This window comes from Pseudoalteromonas sp. L21, assembly GCF_021728035.1.
GTDB classification, from domain to species: Bacteria; Pseudomonadota; Gammaproteobacteria; order Enterobacterales; family Alteromonadaceae; genus Pseudoalteromonas; species Pseudoalteromonas arabiensis.
The window spans coordinates 53,631-68,929 of sequence record NZ_JAKKCV010000009.1 but is presented as its reverse complement, the minus strand read 5'-3'; the positions used below and the strand labels follow the sequence as shown (position 1 = coordinate 68,929).

The 15,299-nt window shown below is 42.1% G+C and carries 18 protein-coding genes; 10 read left to right on the top strand and 8 right to left on the bottom strand.

Annotation, left to right across the window (positions count from 1 at the left end; genetic code table 11):
• Positions 1 to 18 precede the first annotated feature (18 nt).
• Genes L3V41_RS19230 through cyaY form a run of 6 tightly spaced genes read right to left on the bottom strand, consistent with a single transcriptional unit; the run spans position 19 to position 5,795 of the window.
• Positions 19 to 1,128: a heme biosynthesis HemY N-terminal domain-containing protein gene (locus tag L3V41_RS19230; protein ID WP_237128311.1), complete on the bottom strand. Its 1,110-nt coding sequence runs from the start codon at positions 1,126 to 1,128 to the stop codon at positions 19 to 21.
• The gene (locus L3V41_RS19225) at positions 1,125 to 2,942 is read right to left on the bottom strand and encodes a uroporphyrinogen-III synthase (protein ID WP_062569484.1); all 1,818 of its coding nucleotides are present in this window, start codon (positions 2,940 to 2,942) and stop codon (positions 1,125 to 1,127) included. Before L3V41_RS19225 ends, L3V41_RS19230 begins: the two co-directional genes overlap by 4 nt.
• A 1-nt stretch (position 2,943) precedes the next feature.
• A complete protein-coding gene (gene hemC / locus L3V41_RS19220) occupies positions 2,944 to 3,882 on the bottom strand; it encodes a hydroxymethylbilane synthase (RefSeq protein ID WP_062569483.1) in 939 nt (312 codons plus the stop codon).
• Between the two features lie 29 nt (positions 3,883 to 3,911).
• Positions 3,912 to 4,796 (bottom strand): DUF2914 domain-containing protein, encoded by an 885-nt coding sequence (locus L3V41_RS19215; protein ID WP_193988120.1) that lies wholly within the window; start codon positions 4,794 to 4,796, stop codon positions 3,912 to 3,914.
• Between the two features lie 22 nt (positions 4,797 to 4,818).
• Positions 4,819 to 5,475 carry a dienelactone hydrolase family protein gene (locus L3V41_RS19210; protein ID WP_062569481.1) on the bottom strand — a complete coding sequence of 219 codons (657 nt, stop codon included), beginning with the start codon at positions 5,473 to 5,475 and terminating at the stop codon, positions 4,819 to 4,821.
• On the bottom strand, positions 5,472 to 5,795 hold the full coding sequence (gene cyaY / locus L3V41_RS19205; protein WP_062569480.1) for an iron donor protein CyaY: 324 nt from the start codon (positions 5,793 to 5,795) through the stop codon (positions 5,472 to 5,474). Before cyaY ends, L3V41_RS19210 begins: the two co-directional genes overlap by 4 nt.
• Positions 5,796 to 6,121: 326 nt before the next feature.
• On the opposite strand from cyaY, the gene lysA reads away from it, so the two are divergent.
• The 7 genes from lysA (at position 6,122) to L3V41_RS19170 (ending at position 12,111) form a co-directional block, all read left to right on the top strand.
• Positions 6,122 to 7,375, top strand: a complete 1,254-nt coding sequence (gene lysA, locus L3V41_RS19200) for a diaminopimelate decarboxylase (protein WP_193988119.1) — start codon at positions 6,122 to 6,124, stop codon at positions 7,373 to 7,375.
• Between the two features lie 64 nt (positions 7,376 to 7,439).
• Positions 7,440 to 8,270 carry a diaminopimelate epimerase gene (gene dapF / locus L3V41_RS19195; protein WP_130150323.1) on the top strand — a complete coding sequence of 277 codons (831 nt, stop codon included), beginning with the start codon at positions 7,440 to 7,442 and terminating at the stop codon, positions 8,268 to 8,270.
• Positions 8,267 to 8,878 carry a DUF484 family protein gene (locus L3V41_RS19190; RefSeq protein ID WP_062569477.1) on the top strand — a complete coding sequence of 204 codons (612 nt, stop codon included), beginning with the start codon at positions 8,267 to 8,269 and terminating at the stop codon, positions 8,876 to 8,878. The genes dapF and L3V41_RS19190 overlap by 4 nt, the downstream gene beginning before the upstream one ends.
• Positions 8,875 to 9,828, top strand: coding sequence for a tyrosine recombinase XerC (locus L3V41_RS19185; RefSeq protein WP_237114677.1), 954 nt, complete (start codon positions 8,875 to 8,877; stop codon positions 9,826 to 9,828). The genes L3V41_RS19190 and L3V41_RS19185 overlap by 4 nt, the downstream gene beginning before the upstream one ends.
• Positions 9,829 to 9,840: 12 nt before the next feature.
• Entirely contained in the window at positions 9,841 to 10,551 is a 711-nt protein-coding gene (locus tag L3V41_RS19180) for an HAD-IA family hydrolase (RefSeq protein ID WP_237128310.1), read from the top strand.
• Between the two features lie 69 nt (positions 10,552 to 10,620).
• Positions 10,621 to 11,733 carry a retropepsin-like aspartic protease gene (locus L3V41_RS19175; RefSeq protein WP_237128309.1) on the top strand — a complete coding sequence of 371 codons (1,113 nt, stop codon included), beginning with the start codon at positions 10,621 to 10,623 and terminating at the stop codon, positions 11,731 to 11,733.
• A gap of 9 nt (positions 11,734 to 11,742) precedes the next feature.
• On the top strand, positions 11,743 to 12,111 hold the full coding sequence (locus L3V41_RS19170) for a HopJ type III effector protein (protein ID WP_237128308.1): 369 nt from the start codon (positions 11,743 to 11,745) through the stop codon (positions 12,109 to 12,111).
• Here L3V41_RS19170 and L3V41_RS19165 read toward each other — a convergent pair.
• Both L3V41_RS19165 and L3V41_RS19160 read right to left on the bottom strand, forming a co-directional pair.
• Complete coding sequence (locus tag L3V41_RS19165; RefSeq protein WP_237128307.1) at positions 12,088 to 12,513, bottom strand: GNAT family N-acetyltransferase; 426 nt, start codon at positions 12,511 to 12,513, stop codon at positions 12,088 to 12,090. The two genes, L3V41_RS19170 and L3V41_RS19165, sit on opposite strands and share 24 nt — an antisense overlap.
• Before the next feature lie 46 nt (positions 12,514 to 12,559).
• Positions 12,560 to 12,865 (bottom strand): DUF6482 family protein, encoded by a 306-nt coding sequence (locus tag L3V41_RS19160; protein ID WP_062569471.1) that lies wholly within the window; start codon positions 12,863 to 12,865, stop codon positions 12,560 to 12,562.
• An 80-nt stretch (positions 12,866 to 12,945) separates the two neighbouring features.
• Here L3V41_RS19160 and L3V41_RS19155 point away from each other — a divergent pair, with 80 nt between their 5' ends.
• From L3V41_RS19155 to L3V41_RS19145, 3 genes are all read left to right on the top strand, one after another.
• Positions 12,946 to 13,632 carry a pseudouridine synthase gene (locus tag L3V41_RS19155; RefSeq protein WP_193989013.1) on the top strand — a complete coding sequence of 229 codons (687 nt, stop codon included), beginning with the start codon at positions 12,946 to 12,948 and terminating at the stop codon, positions 13,630 to 13,632.
• Between the two features lie 68 nt (positions 13,633 to 13,700).
• Positions 13,701 to 14,075 (top strand): BlaI/MecI/CopY family transcriptional regulator, encoded by a 375-nt coding sequence (locus tag L3V41_RS19150; protein ID WP_130150308.1) that lies wholly within the window; start codon positions 13,701 to 13,703, stop codon positions 14,073 to 14,075.
• A 9-nt stretch (positions 14,076 to 14,084) separates the two neighbouring features.
• Positions 14,085 to 15,290 carry a M56 family metallopeptidase gene (locus L3V41_RS19145; RefSeq protein WP_237128306.1) on the top strand — a complete coding sequence of 402 codons (1,206 nt, stop codon included), beginning with the start codon at positions 14,085 to 14,087 and terminating at the stop codon, positions 15,288 to 15,290.
• The last annotated feature ends 9 nt before the right edge of the window (positions 15,291 to 15,299 follow it).

Here is a 15,299-nt window from a genome sequence, read left to right as displayed (position 1 = left end):
TTTTAGGCAAATGGGACTCTATTGATATAACACCAGCGCTTTATCTGGTTGGGCACTTTTACTATAACTAAGCGCAGCCTGCTGAAGGTATTCATGGCGATTATTGGCATTAAGCGCTTTATCAAAAACACGCGCAGCTAAATCGTACTCACCATGGGCATTCGCAAGACAAGCCAAAGCTAAAAGCAACTGAGTATTGTCAGTGTCTTTTTTCAACACATCCTGCAAACTCGCCTGTAATTTTAATGCATCCCCTGCAGCACTAGTTCTTAGAATATGTGCTAAGTCTTTATGCTGCCGCGGATTTTTAATCATTTTAATTAAGCTTAGCTCAATTTTATTTAAATCGCCTGCTTTCGCCATGGCAGTGAAGTAACTAACTTCAGCCAAAGGTTTCAAATTCTTTGCTAATTGCTCAAATCGCTCTGTTAACGTGCTGCTAGATTCTGCGTCAAAATAGCGATTGAATAATTGCTGCCATTCTTTGTCTGTGAGTGCTTTTTTACGAAGTAGACGCGGCATAAAGTCATTGAGTGCAGCCCACTTTTTCTCTTGAACTAATACGTGAGCATACATTTTCAGTTCAAGATTTGATGCTTTTTTATGCTCAGCTAATGCTTTCAAATCAGCAAAAATCGTACTGGTTTCACCACAAGCAATCCACAGATTTGCCACTTTCAGTTGCTTGCTTTGACTAATCTTATCAAGGTAACTAATCGCTTTTTCGGTGTCATTTTCAGCCAGTGCAGCTTTTGCAAGTAAGGCATAACGGACGTCAGCCCATTGCTCAGCGACACTGTTATTATGCAGTGCTAATTCAACTTCAGTGTAATCATTGTTAATAAGACTCCATACACCTTGCTCAATAGCCGCTTGCTTTCGCTCTTCACTGCGCGCAAAAAAGCGATGACGTGTATGGCTGTACAAAGACCATAAATAACGCACCAATTTGTAGAGTAAAAACCCAGCACCAGATAGCAAAACGATCAGTGCACAGACGCCCCAAATAGTGCCTTCTACGGTCGTTTTATTAAATGAGATTAATACATAGCCTTTTTGATCGATGAAAAAAGGGGCGATCCCTAAACAGATTGCAATAGCAATTATTAACAGTAAAAAGCGGATCATTGCGCCCACTCCTTCACCTGCTCAGTGCTTTTCAGCGATACATTAGGGTTAAAATCGAGTTGCTCTTTTGAAAGCTCAAGCAAACTCTTCAGAGCAGCTTTAGTCACCGTATCATCTTGCTTGAAATAGTCCTGTACTAAGTCATGCGCAGCATCAACGGCAGTGAAGTAAACGCTACTTTGTTTCGATAACACAGCATCTTGTGCTTGCGCTAGATACAAGCTCAAACGCTGCTTCACTAAATGACGTTCTTGCTCACTTAAAAATGGCGCAACAACCATGTCTTCACGGGTACGCACGGTAACAAAGAAGTCTTTAAATTGTTGCCATGACTTAGCTAAGTTTTGACGCCACTCGCTAACATTTTCACTGAGTTTATTTGGGTCTTCTTGACTCACTTCTTCAGGTAAAGAAATCGCGTTAAAAACAAGTTCATCAATATGCTGCGCAACCCCATGTAATTTTAGATAGATAGCTTCAACTGCAACAGGCTCAATGGCATTTAAGGTTTGTAAATCTTGGTGAATTGCCTGACGTATGTTTCCAGTGCCAGGATGCTCTGCCAATAAAGAATCTAAACGTGTTAATACCGCAGCCGCACCTTGATAGTCATGCTCCGCCCAAACCTTAAACTCAGCCATACGCTGTAAACTTGTTACTTCTTGCGGATTTAAGGTATAAGCCTGTTGTTCAGCACGTTTCAATGCAGCGTCTAACTGTTGCTGAGTTTGCTGCACATTTTCACTCAATGCATCAGCTACTTTTTGCTCATTGTTATACAGTGAATGCTGTAATGTTTGCTGCGTACTTTTCACAGCATCAAGTTGCTGTTGTAAACGCTGGTTTTCGGTTGTCAGTTCAATCAATGCACGTGAAGATTGCTGATCACTATTAAGTTTTTGATAAAACTCATAGCCAACCGCAGAAGCAACTACCACAGAGATAAGTAAAGCTAAGCTACCGGTTTTACTAATCCCTTTTTTGTGATGAACCGTTTGCCCAGAGGCCGTCTTACCTGCTTGCGCCTTTTTCGTGGACTCGGCTGCTGGTTTAATTGACTGTTTTAAATCTGATTCACTCATTTTGCTACCTTGCTCATTGATACAGGTGAACATCGCATTATCGCTTGCCCCCGCAGCAATATGTATATGTGTTCTTATTACATTCTTTTGCTGCAAATAATCAGCAATACGTTCACTTGCAACATAAAACTGACGCTTAATTAACCATCCTAACTGTGATTCATTTTGACCATTAAAAATGGCATCCACAGCGGCATTACTTGTAATGACTATACCTTCAACATTAATTGTTTGCCAGTGGTCCATCCACTTGCTAGGTTCACTTTCAATGGCACTGCGTTTATACACAACCAACTGATTTAATAATGCACCGCGCTGCTTCAATGTTTTCGCGATGGTGGTGCGCCCACCTTCGCCTTTCACTAAAACAATATTACTCAGTTCAACATCTTGCAGTGTTTTTAGCTCAAGCAACCCTTCAGAATCATGCTGTTTTGGCACCGCAGCACGACGACCAAACGCCTCATAAACAGCATCGGCAGTTTGCTGCCCAACGGCATATAACTGAGCAGCTTTATTTATAGAAGGAGTGAGGCGAAGCAATGCATGAACCGCATCTTGCGATATAAAAATAATTTTATCTGCATTTTCCAGCGGGGCGAGCTCTTCACTACTCGGCGTTAAGTAGTCAAGGGTCAATACTGGACACTGGGTTGTTTGATAACCCGCCTGCTGAAGCTGAAGAGCAAGTTCAGTGCCTTTACCTGCTGGACGAGTTATCAAAATATGCATATTACGCGTCTCTGTATACGTCAGCTAAGATTTTATCAGCACCTTGAGCAAGTAACTTTTCGGCAAGTTCAATGCCTAGTTTCTGTGCGTCAGCGACTGGGCCAGTTACTTCGTCACGGAGCATTTGGCTACCATCAACCGCCCCCACTAGACCACGTAAATGAACCTGCTCCCCGTCAACAAGTGCAAATGCGCCAATAGGTACCTGACAACCACCTTCTAAACGTCGATTCATCGCACGTTCTGCATTAACACGAATACGTGTTTCAGTATGCTCAAGGGGAGCGAGTAGGGCTTTGGTCACTTCATCGTCAATACGACACTCAATGCCTACTGCACCTTGGCCGTTTGCAGGCAGAGATACTTCCGGCTCAATAAATGCGGCAATGCGCTCAGGCATTTCCAGACGAATTAGACCCGCAGCAGCAAGAATAATCGCATCATATTGGCCGTTATCAAGCTTTGCCAAGCGCGTATTGACGTTACCACGTAAATCGTGAATAACAAGGTCTGGACGGGCTTCGCGAATTTGACACTGACGTCGAAGACTTGATGTGCCCACAATCGCGCCTTGTGGCAATTCATCTAAGCTTTTGTAATTATTTGATACAAACGCATCGCGAGGATCTTCGCGCTCACAAATAGTATTAAGTTCTAGACCATCCGGAAACTCAACCGGCACATCTTTCATTGAGTGAACAGCGATATCCGCTCGTCCATCTAACATGGCCTGCTCAAGTTCTTTAACAAATAAACCTTTACCACCAATCTTGGCAAGTGGTGTATCAAGGATAATATCTCCCTGCGTTGACATGGGAACAAGCTCAACGGTGACATCATCATGAAAGTGCTCAAGTTGAGCTTTTACAAATTCAGCTTGCCATAAAGCGAGTGCGCTTTTACGGGTCGCAATGCGAACGTATTTTGTTGTCTGAGTCATGAAAAATCCAATTATTTACTAAGCTGACGCTAATCAGCTAAAATTCTAAATTCTTTTTGTGCAAGTAAGTTGCCATCGGTATCAACAACTTCAACACGCCAATCACCTACTTGTTCAGGCATAATATTTTTAGTCGAGTAAGTGCGAAAACGCGGACTGCTTATCGCTAACTCAATTGAAGCCAGTTGCTGATCTTGGTAATACCATACATGACGTACAGTTTGCCCCTGCATATTCTTAAGCTCACTGAAAAAGCTAAGGCTTTGGCTAATATCAAGCAATTTTACATCGCTTTTTAGAACATTGACTGGTTCTCGATCAACAACATCTGTCGTTAATACCGCTCGACTCACTTTATCCGTATCTATTTTAGCGCCAATTGCCACACTCGCGATATGGGCTGTGTGAGCAAACTGCTGTTTATTTTGAACAGCTTCGGGCTGCGCTTCGTCTTTTGGCTCACTAATTTCAGGAGGCGTTTCATCAACGCTTGCTAATACTTCGTCGTTTTGATCTGGCTCAATAACTTCTGCTAGCACTTGCGGTGAGTCGCTTTGTTGCTGCAAATCGGTTTGCACTTGAGTATTAATTGACGAGGTAGGTTCATCTTGCAAACTCATTGTTGCAGGGCCTTTGGCCTGCTCCGTGTTATGCGCCAAGCGCGGCAGCTCGTCAAGCTCGCGACTTAAATCTGTTTCAGTGGCCAATGATGCTTCTTGCTGAGCTTGCTGTTCTGATTGCTCTGCATTTACTGCACCTAAAAAGCTATACGCCACAATAGCAAGCGCAATAAATAACACACTGCCAACTAGCACAATACGCCGCCAATGCCATTGATACGTTACTGAAGAAGGTGCAGTATTGACTGATTCGGCACTTCCCATATTTGCTTTTATTACCAGTTTTTTTGTCATATTGGCCTCTTTACAAGCTATGTTAGCTCAAGCGAGCAATTAACCACTCTCTGATTGCCATCAGTTCTTCACCACACACCTGATGCGCCATCGGATAGTCTTGCCAGCTTACTTCCATGTTATTTGCAGATAATACATCAAACGCTTGCCTGCCCGCACTATGCGGTACGACATCATCAAGACGACCATGCGCCATAAATATATTTAAACTATTTTGCTTCGCCTCATCAGCGAGCTTATCAGGTACGCACATATAAGTTGATAGCGCCATAACACCCGCTAGTTTTTGCTCTAAACGTGGTGCTAAATGCAGTGATACAACACCACCTTGTGAAAACCCAGCAAGGACAATCTTATTGGCAGGAATACCTTTCGCTATTTCTACTTCAATAAGCTCGGCGACTTTTGCTGCGGAGTCTCTGACACCTTGCTCGTCAGCACGCTTATCTAAATCCATCGACTTTATGTCGTACCAAGAGCGCATTGCCATTCCACCATTAATGGTGACCGGTTGTACTGGCGCATGGGGAAATACAAAGCGCACTCCCAGCTCTTTTGGTAAAGCTAACTGTGGGGCAACAGGAGCGAACCCATCACCTGAATCGCCCAGACCATGCAGCCAAATAACACTTGCTTTATGCTCCCCTTGAGCAGGGTACTCTACGCACTCTAAACTCATAGCTCAGAACGCCATTCAATAGGTTGGCCCGCTTGACGAGTCGCAGCATCACACATAAATTGCCAAAATTCAGCACCTGAACGGTTATCAATCCACTTATCGTCACGTAATTCAAAGTGATGACCATTAAATTTAGTCGCAACCCACACCTGATGCAGTGGTGCTTGTTTATTGATCACAATTTTACTGCGATCTGCAAAGATGATTTCTAAAATACCTGATGCAGACTCGTAGTCTAAATCAGCATCACAGTCATCGATTTGCTCTTCAATCGTTAGCATTAATGCATCGGCTAATGTGTGGTATTCATGATCAGTCATTTTTATGTCCTTTAACTGGCTTATAAGCCTAGATCTGGGGGCAGATTATGTACATCAAGTGTAACAGGAATAAATTCATCCGCGAATAGCTGCATTTTTTAAATATTCTGTTACTCTGCGATTATAAAGCCAGCAACCGTATTAATCTAATGAAAGAGACTCATAGCCAAAAATTAAAGACCATTTTACCCTTTGCCCTTCTGCTCACCTTAGCCGGCTGCGGACAAAGTGGTGCTCTTTACCTACCAGATGATACGCCGCAGTCAACAGACTCTCAGCCTGAGGCTGCTCCATCCGAACAACCAGAACAAAAACAGGACTAATTGATGGACTTTTTTAATTACAAAGATAGCCAGCTGTTCGCTGAAGACATCGCTGTCAAAGAGCTTGCCGAACAATATGGTACACCTTGTTATATCTACTCACGAAAAACCTTTGAACGTCACTACCTGGCCTTTGCCGAAGCCGCAAAATCGCATAAAAGTTTGGTATGCTATGCCGTAAAAGCGAATTCAAATATTGCTGTACTCAACATCCTAGCGCGCCTTGGTTCTGGTTTCGATATTGTTTCGAAAGGGGAACTTGCGCGAGTAATTCAAGCCGGTGGCGATGCATCTAAAGTGGTCTTTTCTGGGGTGGCCAAAACAACTGATGAAATCGCCTATGCACTTGAATTGGGGATTAAATGCTTTAATGTTGAATCAGTGGCGGAACTTGAGCGTATCTCAGAAGTCGCCACTTCGCTAAAGCGTATTGCACCTATTTCGATTCGTGTAAACCCTGATATCGACGCAAAAACCCATCCGTATATCTCTACCGGTTTAAAAGAGAATAAATTTGGTATTGATATTCAAACCGCTGTTGCTGTTTATCAGCATGCTGCATCTTTACCAAGCCTAAAAATAACAGGTGTTGATTGCCACATTGGTTCACAGTTAACAGAAATCAACCCCTTCTTAGCAGCGCTTGAAAAAGTACTTACTTTAATTGAACAACTAAAAGCCGTTGGCATTGAACTAACTCACCTTGATATTGGCGGTGGTCTTGGCGTGCCCTATAACGGCGAAACACCTCCTCACCCAAGCGAGTATGTTGACAAAATCACGGCTCGATTAGCTGATTATCAGGATTTAGAGCTTATTTTCGAGCCTGGCCGCGCTATTGCAGCCAATGCTGGGATTTTAGTAACTAAAGTTGAGTTCATTAAACAAAACCAAGACAAATACTTTGCTATTGTCGATGCCGGCATGAACGATATGCTTCGCCCGTCACTTTACCAAGCCTGGCAAAGTATTGTTCCTGTTATCCCGCGCGAAGACGATACTAAAAGCCACAACTACGATATTGTGGGTCCTGTGTGTGAAACCGGTGACTTTTTAGGTAAGGATCGTCAACTTGCTCTTCAAGCGGGCGATTTACTTGCACAGCGCAGTGCGGGGGCTTATGGCTTTACGATGAGTTCAAACTATAACTCACGCCCTCGTGTTGCAGAGATAATGGTTGATGAAGAACAAAGTTATTTAATCCGTCAACGTGAAACTCTTGAAAGCCTTTGGCAAGGTGAGAAAATTTTACCATAAACGTTTTTATAACCACCCTGCTCTGTGGCATGATTAGCTCAGAGCAAACCCGAATTAGAGCGTTATGTTAGTTAATTTCTCAAAAATGCACGGCCTAGGTAATGACTTTGTTGTTATTGATAACATTACTCAAAATGTTTTCTTATCACGAGATCAAATTAAAAAGCTGGCAGATCGCCACTTCGGCATAGGTTTTGATCAATTACTCATGGTCGAAGCCCCCTATTCTCCTGATCTCGACTTTCACTATCGTATTTTTAATGCTGATGGTAACGAAGTCGAACAATGTGGTAATGGTGCCCGCTGCTTTGCTCGATTTGTACGCATGAAAGGCTTAACAAACAAGCACAAGATCACCGTATCAACCAAATCGGGAAATTTAACTTTATATATTGAGAAAGACGGCCAAGTAACGGTCAATATGGGCCACCCGACTTTTGAACCAAGTAAAATTCCACTTAAAGCCAGTAAACGAGAGCTCACCTATATTCTTCGCACTGAAGAACACACCATCTTTAGCGGCGCAGTCTCAATGGGTAACCCACACTGCGTATTAGAAGTCGATGATATTCAAACAGCTGATGTTGACACTTTAGGGCCACTGCTTGAAAACCATGAACGTTTTCCACAACGAGCCAATGTGGGCTTTATGCAGGTAATTTCGCAAGATCATATTAAACTAAGGGTGTGGGAACGCGGTGTTAGTGAAACCCTTGCTTGTGGAACGGGCGCATGTGCAGCGGTTGTGATTGGTCAAGCCCAAAGCAAGCTAGCAAACACAGTACAGGTCGATTTACCAGGCGGTAGCCTGCAAATACGCTGGCAAGGGGAAGGCCACCCCGTAAGAATGACCGGTCCTGCGGAGCATGTTTTTGATGGGCAAGTAGCATTATGAGCAAACAAACAGAACAACAAATTGCAGAATACTTAAAGGCGCACCCTGATTTTCTAGTTAACAACCCTGATGTACTTGCAGGGCTTGAACTGCACCAACAAACAGAGGCAGCAACGTCGTTAGTGCATATTCAGCAACGCCAACTGCGAGAACACAACACCTTGCTGAAAAACAAAATTGCGACGTTAATTGAGCAAGCAAAAGAAAATGAGCTAATTTATCGCTTATTTAGTGAATGCCATCGTCAGCTTTGGACCAATTACGACTTTACAACACTGGCAAGTAACCTACGCAATATAATTTGTACCAACCCCTCAATAAATGAGTGCCACCTTGTTAAGTATGATAAAAAGTTTGATGATTTAATCGCGCACCGCTTACAAGATACGGGCACTTATTTAGGCCGTGTAAATCAACAAGAGCGCGACTTACTGTTTTCTGATTCAACGCAATCTACCGCATTATATTTAATTGGTAATACTAAACATCCAGTGGCCATCTTGGCGTTTGGCAGCGATGATGTGAATCACTTCGAACCTGCTAAAGATAGCTTCTTCGTACTCGATTTTGTGCGCTCATTACAGCTACGTTTACTGGAACTTGCATGAGTGAGGAAATTGCGCCAAACACAGACGAGTTAAGCGATGCTTGGCGCACGCCTATCCAACTTTTTGCAGACTACTTGCGCTATGAAAAACAATATTCAGCGCACACGATAAGCCAATACACCAGCCAACTAAGCTTTGCAGCTTTGTACTTTAGTAAGCTTTGTGAAAGCTGGTTTAATGTACAAGGTGAGCATATTCGTCGTTACAGTATGCAATTGCGAAGTAAACAATTAAGCGGCCGCACGATTAGTTTAAAACTGAGCTGTATTCGTAGCTTGTATAAATTTTTAAAAGCCAAAAACATTGCAAACCAAACACATTACCACAATCCTGCCGAAGCTATTAAAGGACCTAAATTTTCTAAGCCATTACCCAAAAATTTAGACGTTGATCAAATGGCAAAGCTATTAGAACTCCCCGATGATGACCCATTGGCTATTCGCGACAAAGCAATGATGGAATTAATGTACTCCTCCGGTCTGCGCATTAGCGAGTTAGTTGGCGCTAACATACAGGATATTAACCCTACAGAAGGCGAAATGTTAGTACGTGGTAAGGGTAACAAAGAGCGCTTACTCCCTGTTGGAAGTAAAGCCCTCAACGCTTTAAAAGCGTGGCTAAAAATTCGCCCACAATTTGCACACCCAGATGAAACCGCAGTCTTTGTAAGTAGCCAAAAAAAACGTATTTCAGTACGCCAAGTTCGCCTGCGTATGCAAGAATGGGGCATTAAACAAGGCATAAGCTCGCAAGTGCATCCACATAAGTTACGCCACTCATTTGCCTCGCATATTCTAGAATCATCCGGTGATTTACGTGCTGTGCAAGAGTTATTAGGCCATAGCAGTTTATCAGCAACACAAGTTTATACACACCTTGATTTTCAGCATTTAGCCAAAGTGTATGACAATACCCATCCACGCGCTAAAAAGCGCTCAACACCTGAGTAATCCGTTGTAATTATGATCCGATTTAATCGTGCCTTATCGCCAGTTTCTGTGTTAAGTTTTGATTTAGATGACACACTCTATAACAACCATCCAATCATCAAATCAGCTTTGCAAGCACAAGCTGATTATCTTGAAACGCTAGAACAATGGCCTATCGATAGCATGAGCTACTGGTTAAAATGCCGCGATAATGCCTTAAAGCAAGATGCGACTTTAATCGATGACGTGACGCGCTGGCGACAAGCAGCATTATTATATGCCATGACAGACTTAGGGTTTGATAAAGAAACCGCTCAGCAGCATGCACATGGGGCCTATCAAGCTTTTGCCGATGCCCGCAGCCAAATAACCGTTGCGAATGATGTACTTGAGTTACTTGCTAGTCTAAATAAACAATACCGTTTAATTGCCATCACCAATGGTAATGTCGAGGTAGAAAAGTTTAACCTTAATGGCATGTTTGAGTTAGTTCTACAAGCAGGCCCGCACGGTAAAGCAAAACCACACAGCGCCTTATTTGATACTGCGGCTGCAAAGCTAAACATCCCTCACAGTGAAATTTTGCATATTGGTGATAGCTTAGACACGGATGTACAAGGGGCTAATAACGCAGGCTGTCAAAGTGTTTGGTTGAATAATCAAGAAACACTGTACAAATACAAGGGTCTAGCAGATATCGAAATAAGTAACATTCTAGCCCTTCGTCACTTAGTTAAAAGCTAACTATTTTTTAATGTGTTTTATGCTGATAAAGTAACCACATTAAGAGGAGTCTTTGTACAGGCAAAATAGATGGATACTCTACTCAAATTAATATTGGTGTGTTCTCTTTGTTTAAATACTTATTTTATATGGCGAATAAACTCTCAATACGCCTCTGAAGTAACGCCAGAGCAAGCCACTTCTATCTCGCTAGAAAAAACCACTGTTTTGCCCAGTGAGTTTGAACAAGCTATTGTATTTTTTGATAATCAACAATTTGATAAAGCAATTGAGTTTTATACACAACTTCTTGCAAGCGATCCTCACCAAGCCAAGCAATTAAAACAAGCTTGGCAACAAGAGGTTGAAGCTTGGCTCTCAGGTCACGATGAAGATGTAAGCGAGCTATTTCTAAGTGCATTTTTAAAGCGTCACCCCTATGATATTACAATGCTAAAACTTGATGCTAAACGACTTATCAATCAAGGTCATCTTCAGCAAGGGATCGTGAGCTTAATGGCATTAGCAAACCGACTGGATAGCAATCAACAAGGTTCTTTAGCTAAACAGATTGAAGAGTTAGTCACCTTGCAGATCACTGCCCTCACTCAAGCACAACAATGGCAACAACTACTAGAGCACAGCTTACAGTGGCTAGACTATGCACCACACAACCCACACTACTTATATACTTACGCAATGGCTTATTATCAGTTAGGTGACTATGTTGCAAGTCAAGTAGCCCTTGAGCAACTACCTGAAAATCACGCTTTTACAAGCCAAGCGAATGAGTTACATCATAAATTACAGCAAGCGTTAACTGGCGTGGATATTATTGAACTCATCCCCCATGGCGCGCACTACTTGGTTAATAGTGTTATTAATGACACTCTGCACGTTAAATTAATGATAGATACGGGGGCCAGCTTCACCGTGATAAACCACGCGCAACTAGATAACCTCGCAGAGCCAGCCATTTTTGTCGGTACGCTACAAGTGAATACTGCAAATGGCACCGTCAAAGCTAAACGTTATAGGGTACGCTCTTTTCAAATTGGTCAGCAGTATATAGGTAATTTTGATGTATTAGTGATGGACAATCACTCAGGCGTGGGATTGCTAGGTATGAACTTTCTCGGAAATTATAAGTTTAATATCAATCAACAACAGGATGAGTTAGAGTTGATAAAAAATAACAATTAAGGATAAAGCATGACACTCAATGCATTTTTAGCAAAACTGGCAGATACACCGACATTGATTGAATTCACTGATACAATGGCCGTTATCGAGCAAAACTACCATTTCACTCCCAGTGGATTTAATAACCATGGGCTTATTAGCTCAGCAAATGAAAATAATGGCTCATGTAAGATCTTTGCCTTTGCCAAACTTAACCAATTGAGTAAGCAAAATACGTTAGATTGTTTTGGTGCTTTTTATCGTGATGATGTACTGAAACACCCTGATGCAAATGATCACATGAATATTCGAACATTTATGCTCGCACCAGAGGCCACACCTTTCTTGGGCATAACTTTCACAGAAGAAAATGTTCTAACGGCCAAATTTGAGCGATAGACTTTTTTCCATAAAGTAGCGGAAACCATCAAGTGGGTAATTTGCCATTTGGTACTTCACTTGGTAACCATTTTTTTCGTAAAAAGGCTTTGCTTGGAAGTCAAGTGTATCAAGTTGAGCCATCTTTGCGCCAAGCGCAGTCGCTTTGCTTTCAAGCTCATTCAACAGTCGCGAAGCAAGGCCCCTGCCTCTAACAGAGTCATCGCACCATAGCCAACTTATTAATAACCAATTGCCAAATACTTGGCCACTAATACCTGCAACCACTACCTGCTTTTTATCGACAAACTTAAAGCCTAACGGAATACGTTGTGCATTAAAATGCTGCTTATTATACGTAACAATATGCGTTCTTAGCTGGTCACTTAACTCTACTGAATCATCACTTTTTAATTGATACATAGCATACCCATAAAATGTTATGACTCAGTATACGCTTTAAAATCAATCAGTATAGATGATTCTTGCCATAAGGAACCTCAAGCATATTGCTGGCGAGCTTCTCTGGCTGCCCACACATTTCATCGTAAGCACTAGTATGACGTAGCACCATTTCACCGTAGCTTAGATGGTCGAGCCTCTTTTGAATATGTAATGGGCTGAGATCACGTATAAACTCACCATGTTCATCAGTGACATAATATTCAACGTTATTGATCACCACAGACACTTGGTAGAGTGCCATTTCCAACGAGTGAAGGATAACCTTTTGCAGTGGTTGGTGCGCTGCAAGTTCAGATAACTTAATTGCCATGTCGAACCCCTTTTATATGTAGTACTTCTTATACGCGGGTTTGATATACTATGATCAAATTAACTGTACAAAAATCACTCATGCCAGAAAAAGTACGCCTTGCTAAATTTATTGCTCATGCGGGTATTTGCTCTCGAAAGCAAGCATCACGCTTGATAGATCAAGGTGAGGTAACAGTAAATGGCCGTGCTGCAAATCACATAGATCACGTCGATGAGCACGATGATGTGATGGTACTTGGCGAAAAAATTTCAGCAAAAATGCCACTCACCTACTTTGCGTATCACAAACCCGTTGGTATAGATTGCAAATTAAATGCTGACGACCCAACAAGCCTTATTCATAGCCTGCCTAAAACCACTCGCGTTTACCCAATTGGCCGGCTCGACAAAGACTCCCGAGGTTTATTGATTTTGACCAATGACGGCGAGTTTTGTAATCAACTGATCCACCCTGATTACCACCAACCCAAACGCTATTTAGTCACGGTAGATAAGCCACTTGATAGCGACTTCTGTAAAAAAATGGCGGGCGGTGTGCCCGTAGATAAACAACTAACGCTCCCTTGTGAGGTGACTCAAGTCACCGAAAAGCAGTTTTGCATCGTCTTAAAACAAGGCTTAAACCGTCAAATACGAAAAATGGCACGTTTTTGTGGCTACAAAGTCATCGACTTGTACCGCACAGATATCGCAAAGCTGTCACTCACCACGCTGAATTTGCCCGAAGGACAGATAGTTAGTATCAAAAAAAGTGACATTATCTAACAAAAAAGTTTGCATTAATTGATTACGCGTGTAATCTTAAATTGAAGATTACATCTGTAGGCATAAAAATGATTGAACTTTCTAAAGCTGAATTCGAAGTATTAGATGCTGTGTGGATTAACTACCCTGCCACGGCAAGTGAAGTAATTGCGCGTTTAAGTGACGATAAAGAATGGCACGAAAAAACCATAAAAACGCTGCTAAGTCGTTTAGTTAAAAAAGGCGCGCTAAGCTTCGAAAAGCAAGGTCGCCAATATAACTACACTCCCTGCATTGCCCGTGAAGAATACACATTAAAAGAAAGCCAAAGCTTTATTGAACGCTTTTTTAACGGCCGCATTGCGCCATTAGTAAGTGGTTTTGCTAAATCAGAGCAACTCTCGCAACATGATATTGATGAGCTAAAAAAGGTCATTGATGATTGGGAAAAACAGCAAAAGTAAGGCGTTGTTATGTTAGATGCATTTTTTAATTGGCTGTTAGATCAACAGCTTTTGATCTCATCTGCAATTTTGTTTTTATTGCTGCTAGAGCGAAAACTACTAAGTCAGCTATCGGCACGCTTGGTTTATACACTGTGGGCACTATTACCTATTAGTTTATTGTTAGCGAACTTACCCGATCACTTAAAGCCAATTCAAAACGACTTTATCAGTAAGCTGACTATCACGCCAAATACAGAAGTAATGCCGCAATTTACGCTAACGTGGTTTGCTATTTATGGTTTTATTAGTGCTGCACTGCTGATCACTGCCGTGTATTTTCATTACCGCTTCTTAACAAAACTGCAATTAGCACCAATTGCGCTTGATCAGCACAGTAGCCAAAATATGCGCTTATACCAAAGCAAACAAGTGAGCTCACCGATGGTTGTAGGAGTTATAAACACCAAGCTAGTGCTGCCAACAAACTTCCAAAGCCACTACGATAGCCATGCTTTAGCGCTTATTTTAGAGCATGAATCAGTGCACATTAAACGCAAAGACAACCTAGTTAATGCCCTCGCCTTAAGTGCCACTATTTTGCTGTGGTTTAACCCTGTCGCTTGGCTTGGCTATGCAAGCCTACGTCGTATTCAAGAGCTTTCATGTGATGAGCAAGTGCTCAAAAATAAATCGACAGAACAACGAATTTTATACAGTAAGGCATTAGTGCACTGTGCCAGCTTTAGCAGAGCAGGCTTAATGGCTTATTCACAATACGGAGATAAAAACACCATGTTACAACGTCTAAATCAAATAAAGCAGATCGACAACAGTTCATTTATCGCAAAAACAGCGTTAGTTATTTTTACAATGGGCATGCTTAGCAGCTTTGCAATTGCAAAGCAGCCGATGTCAGTTGACAAAACAAAAGATTACCAAGCGGTTATGCGTGTGGAACCAATCTACCCAATACAAGCTGCAGAGCAAGGCATTAGCGGTTCAGTCGTTCTGAAATACGATATTTTACCAAGTGGCGCCACCAGCAATGTCAGTGTGGTTAGTGCGGAGCCTGAAGCTGTTTTCAATCGAGAAGCAAAAAGAGCCTTAAAACAATGGCAATATGCGCCATCTGAATCGGGCTTTAAAAACGCCTTAGTGCAACTCGATTTTGCCTTAGACGAAAACTATCAAGCAAAAGATTTAATAGAGAAAATTAAAGTTAGTTCGAAATAAGCTGTATCA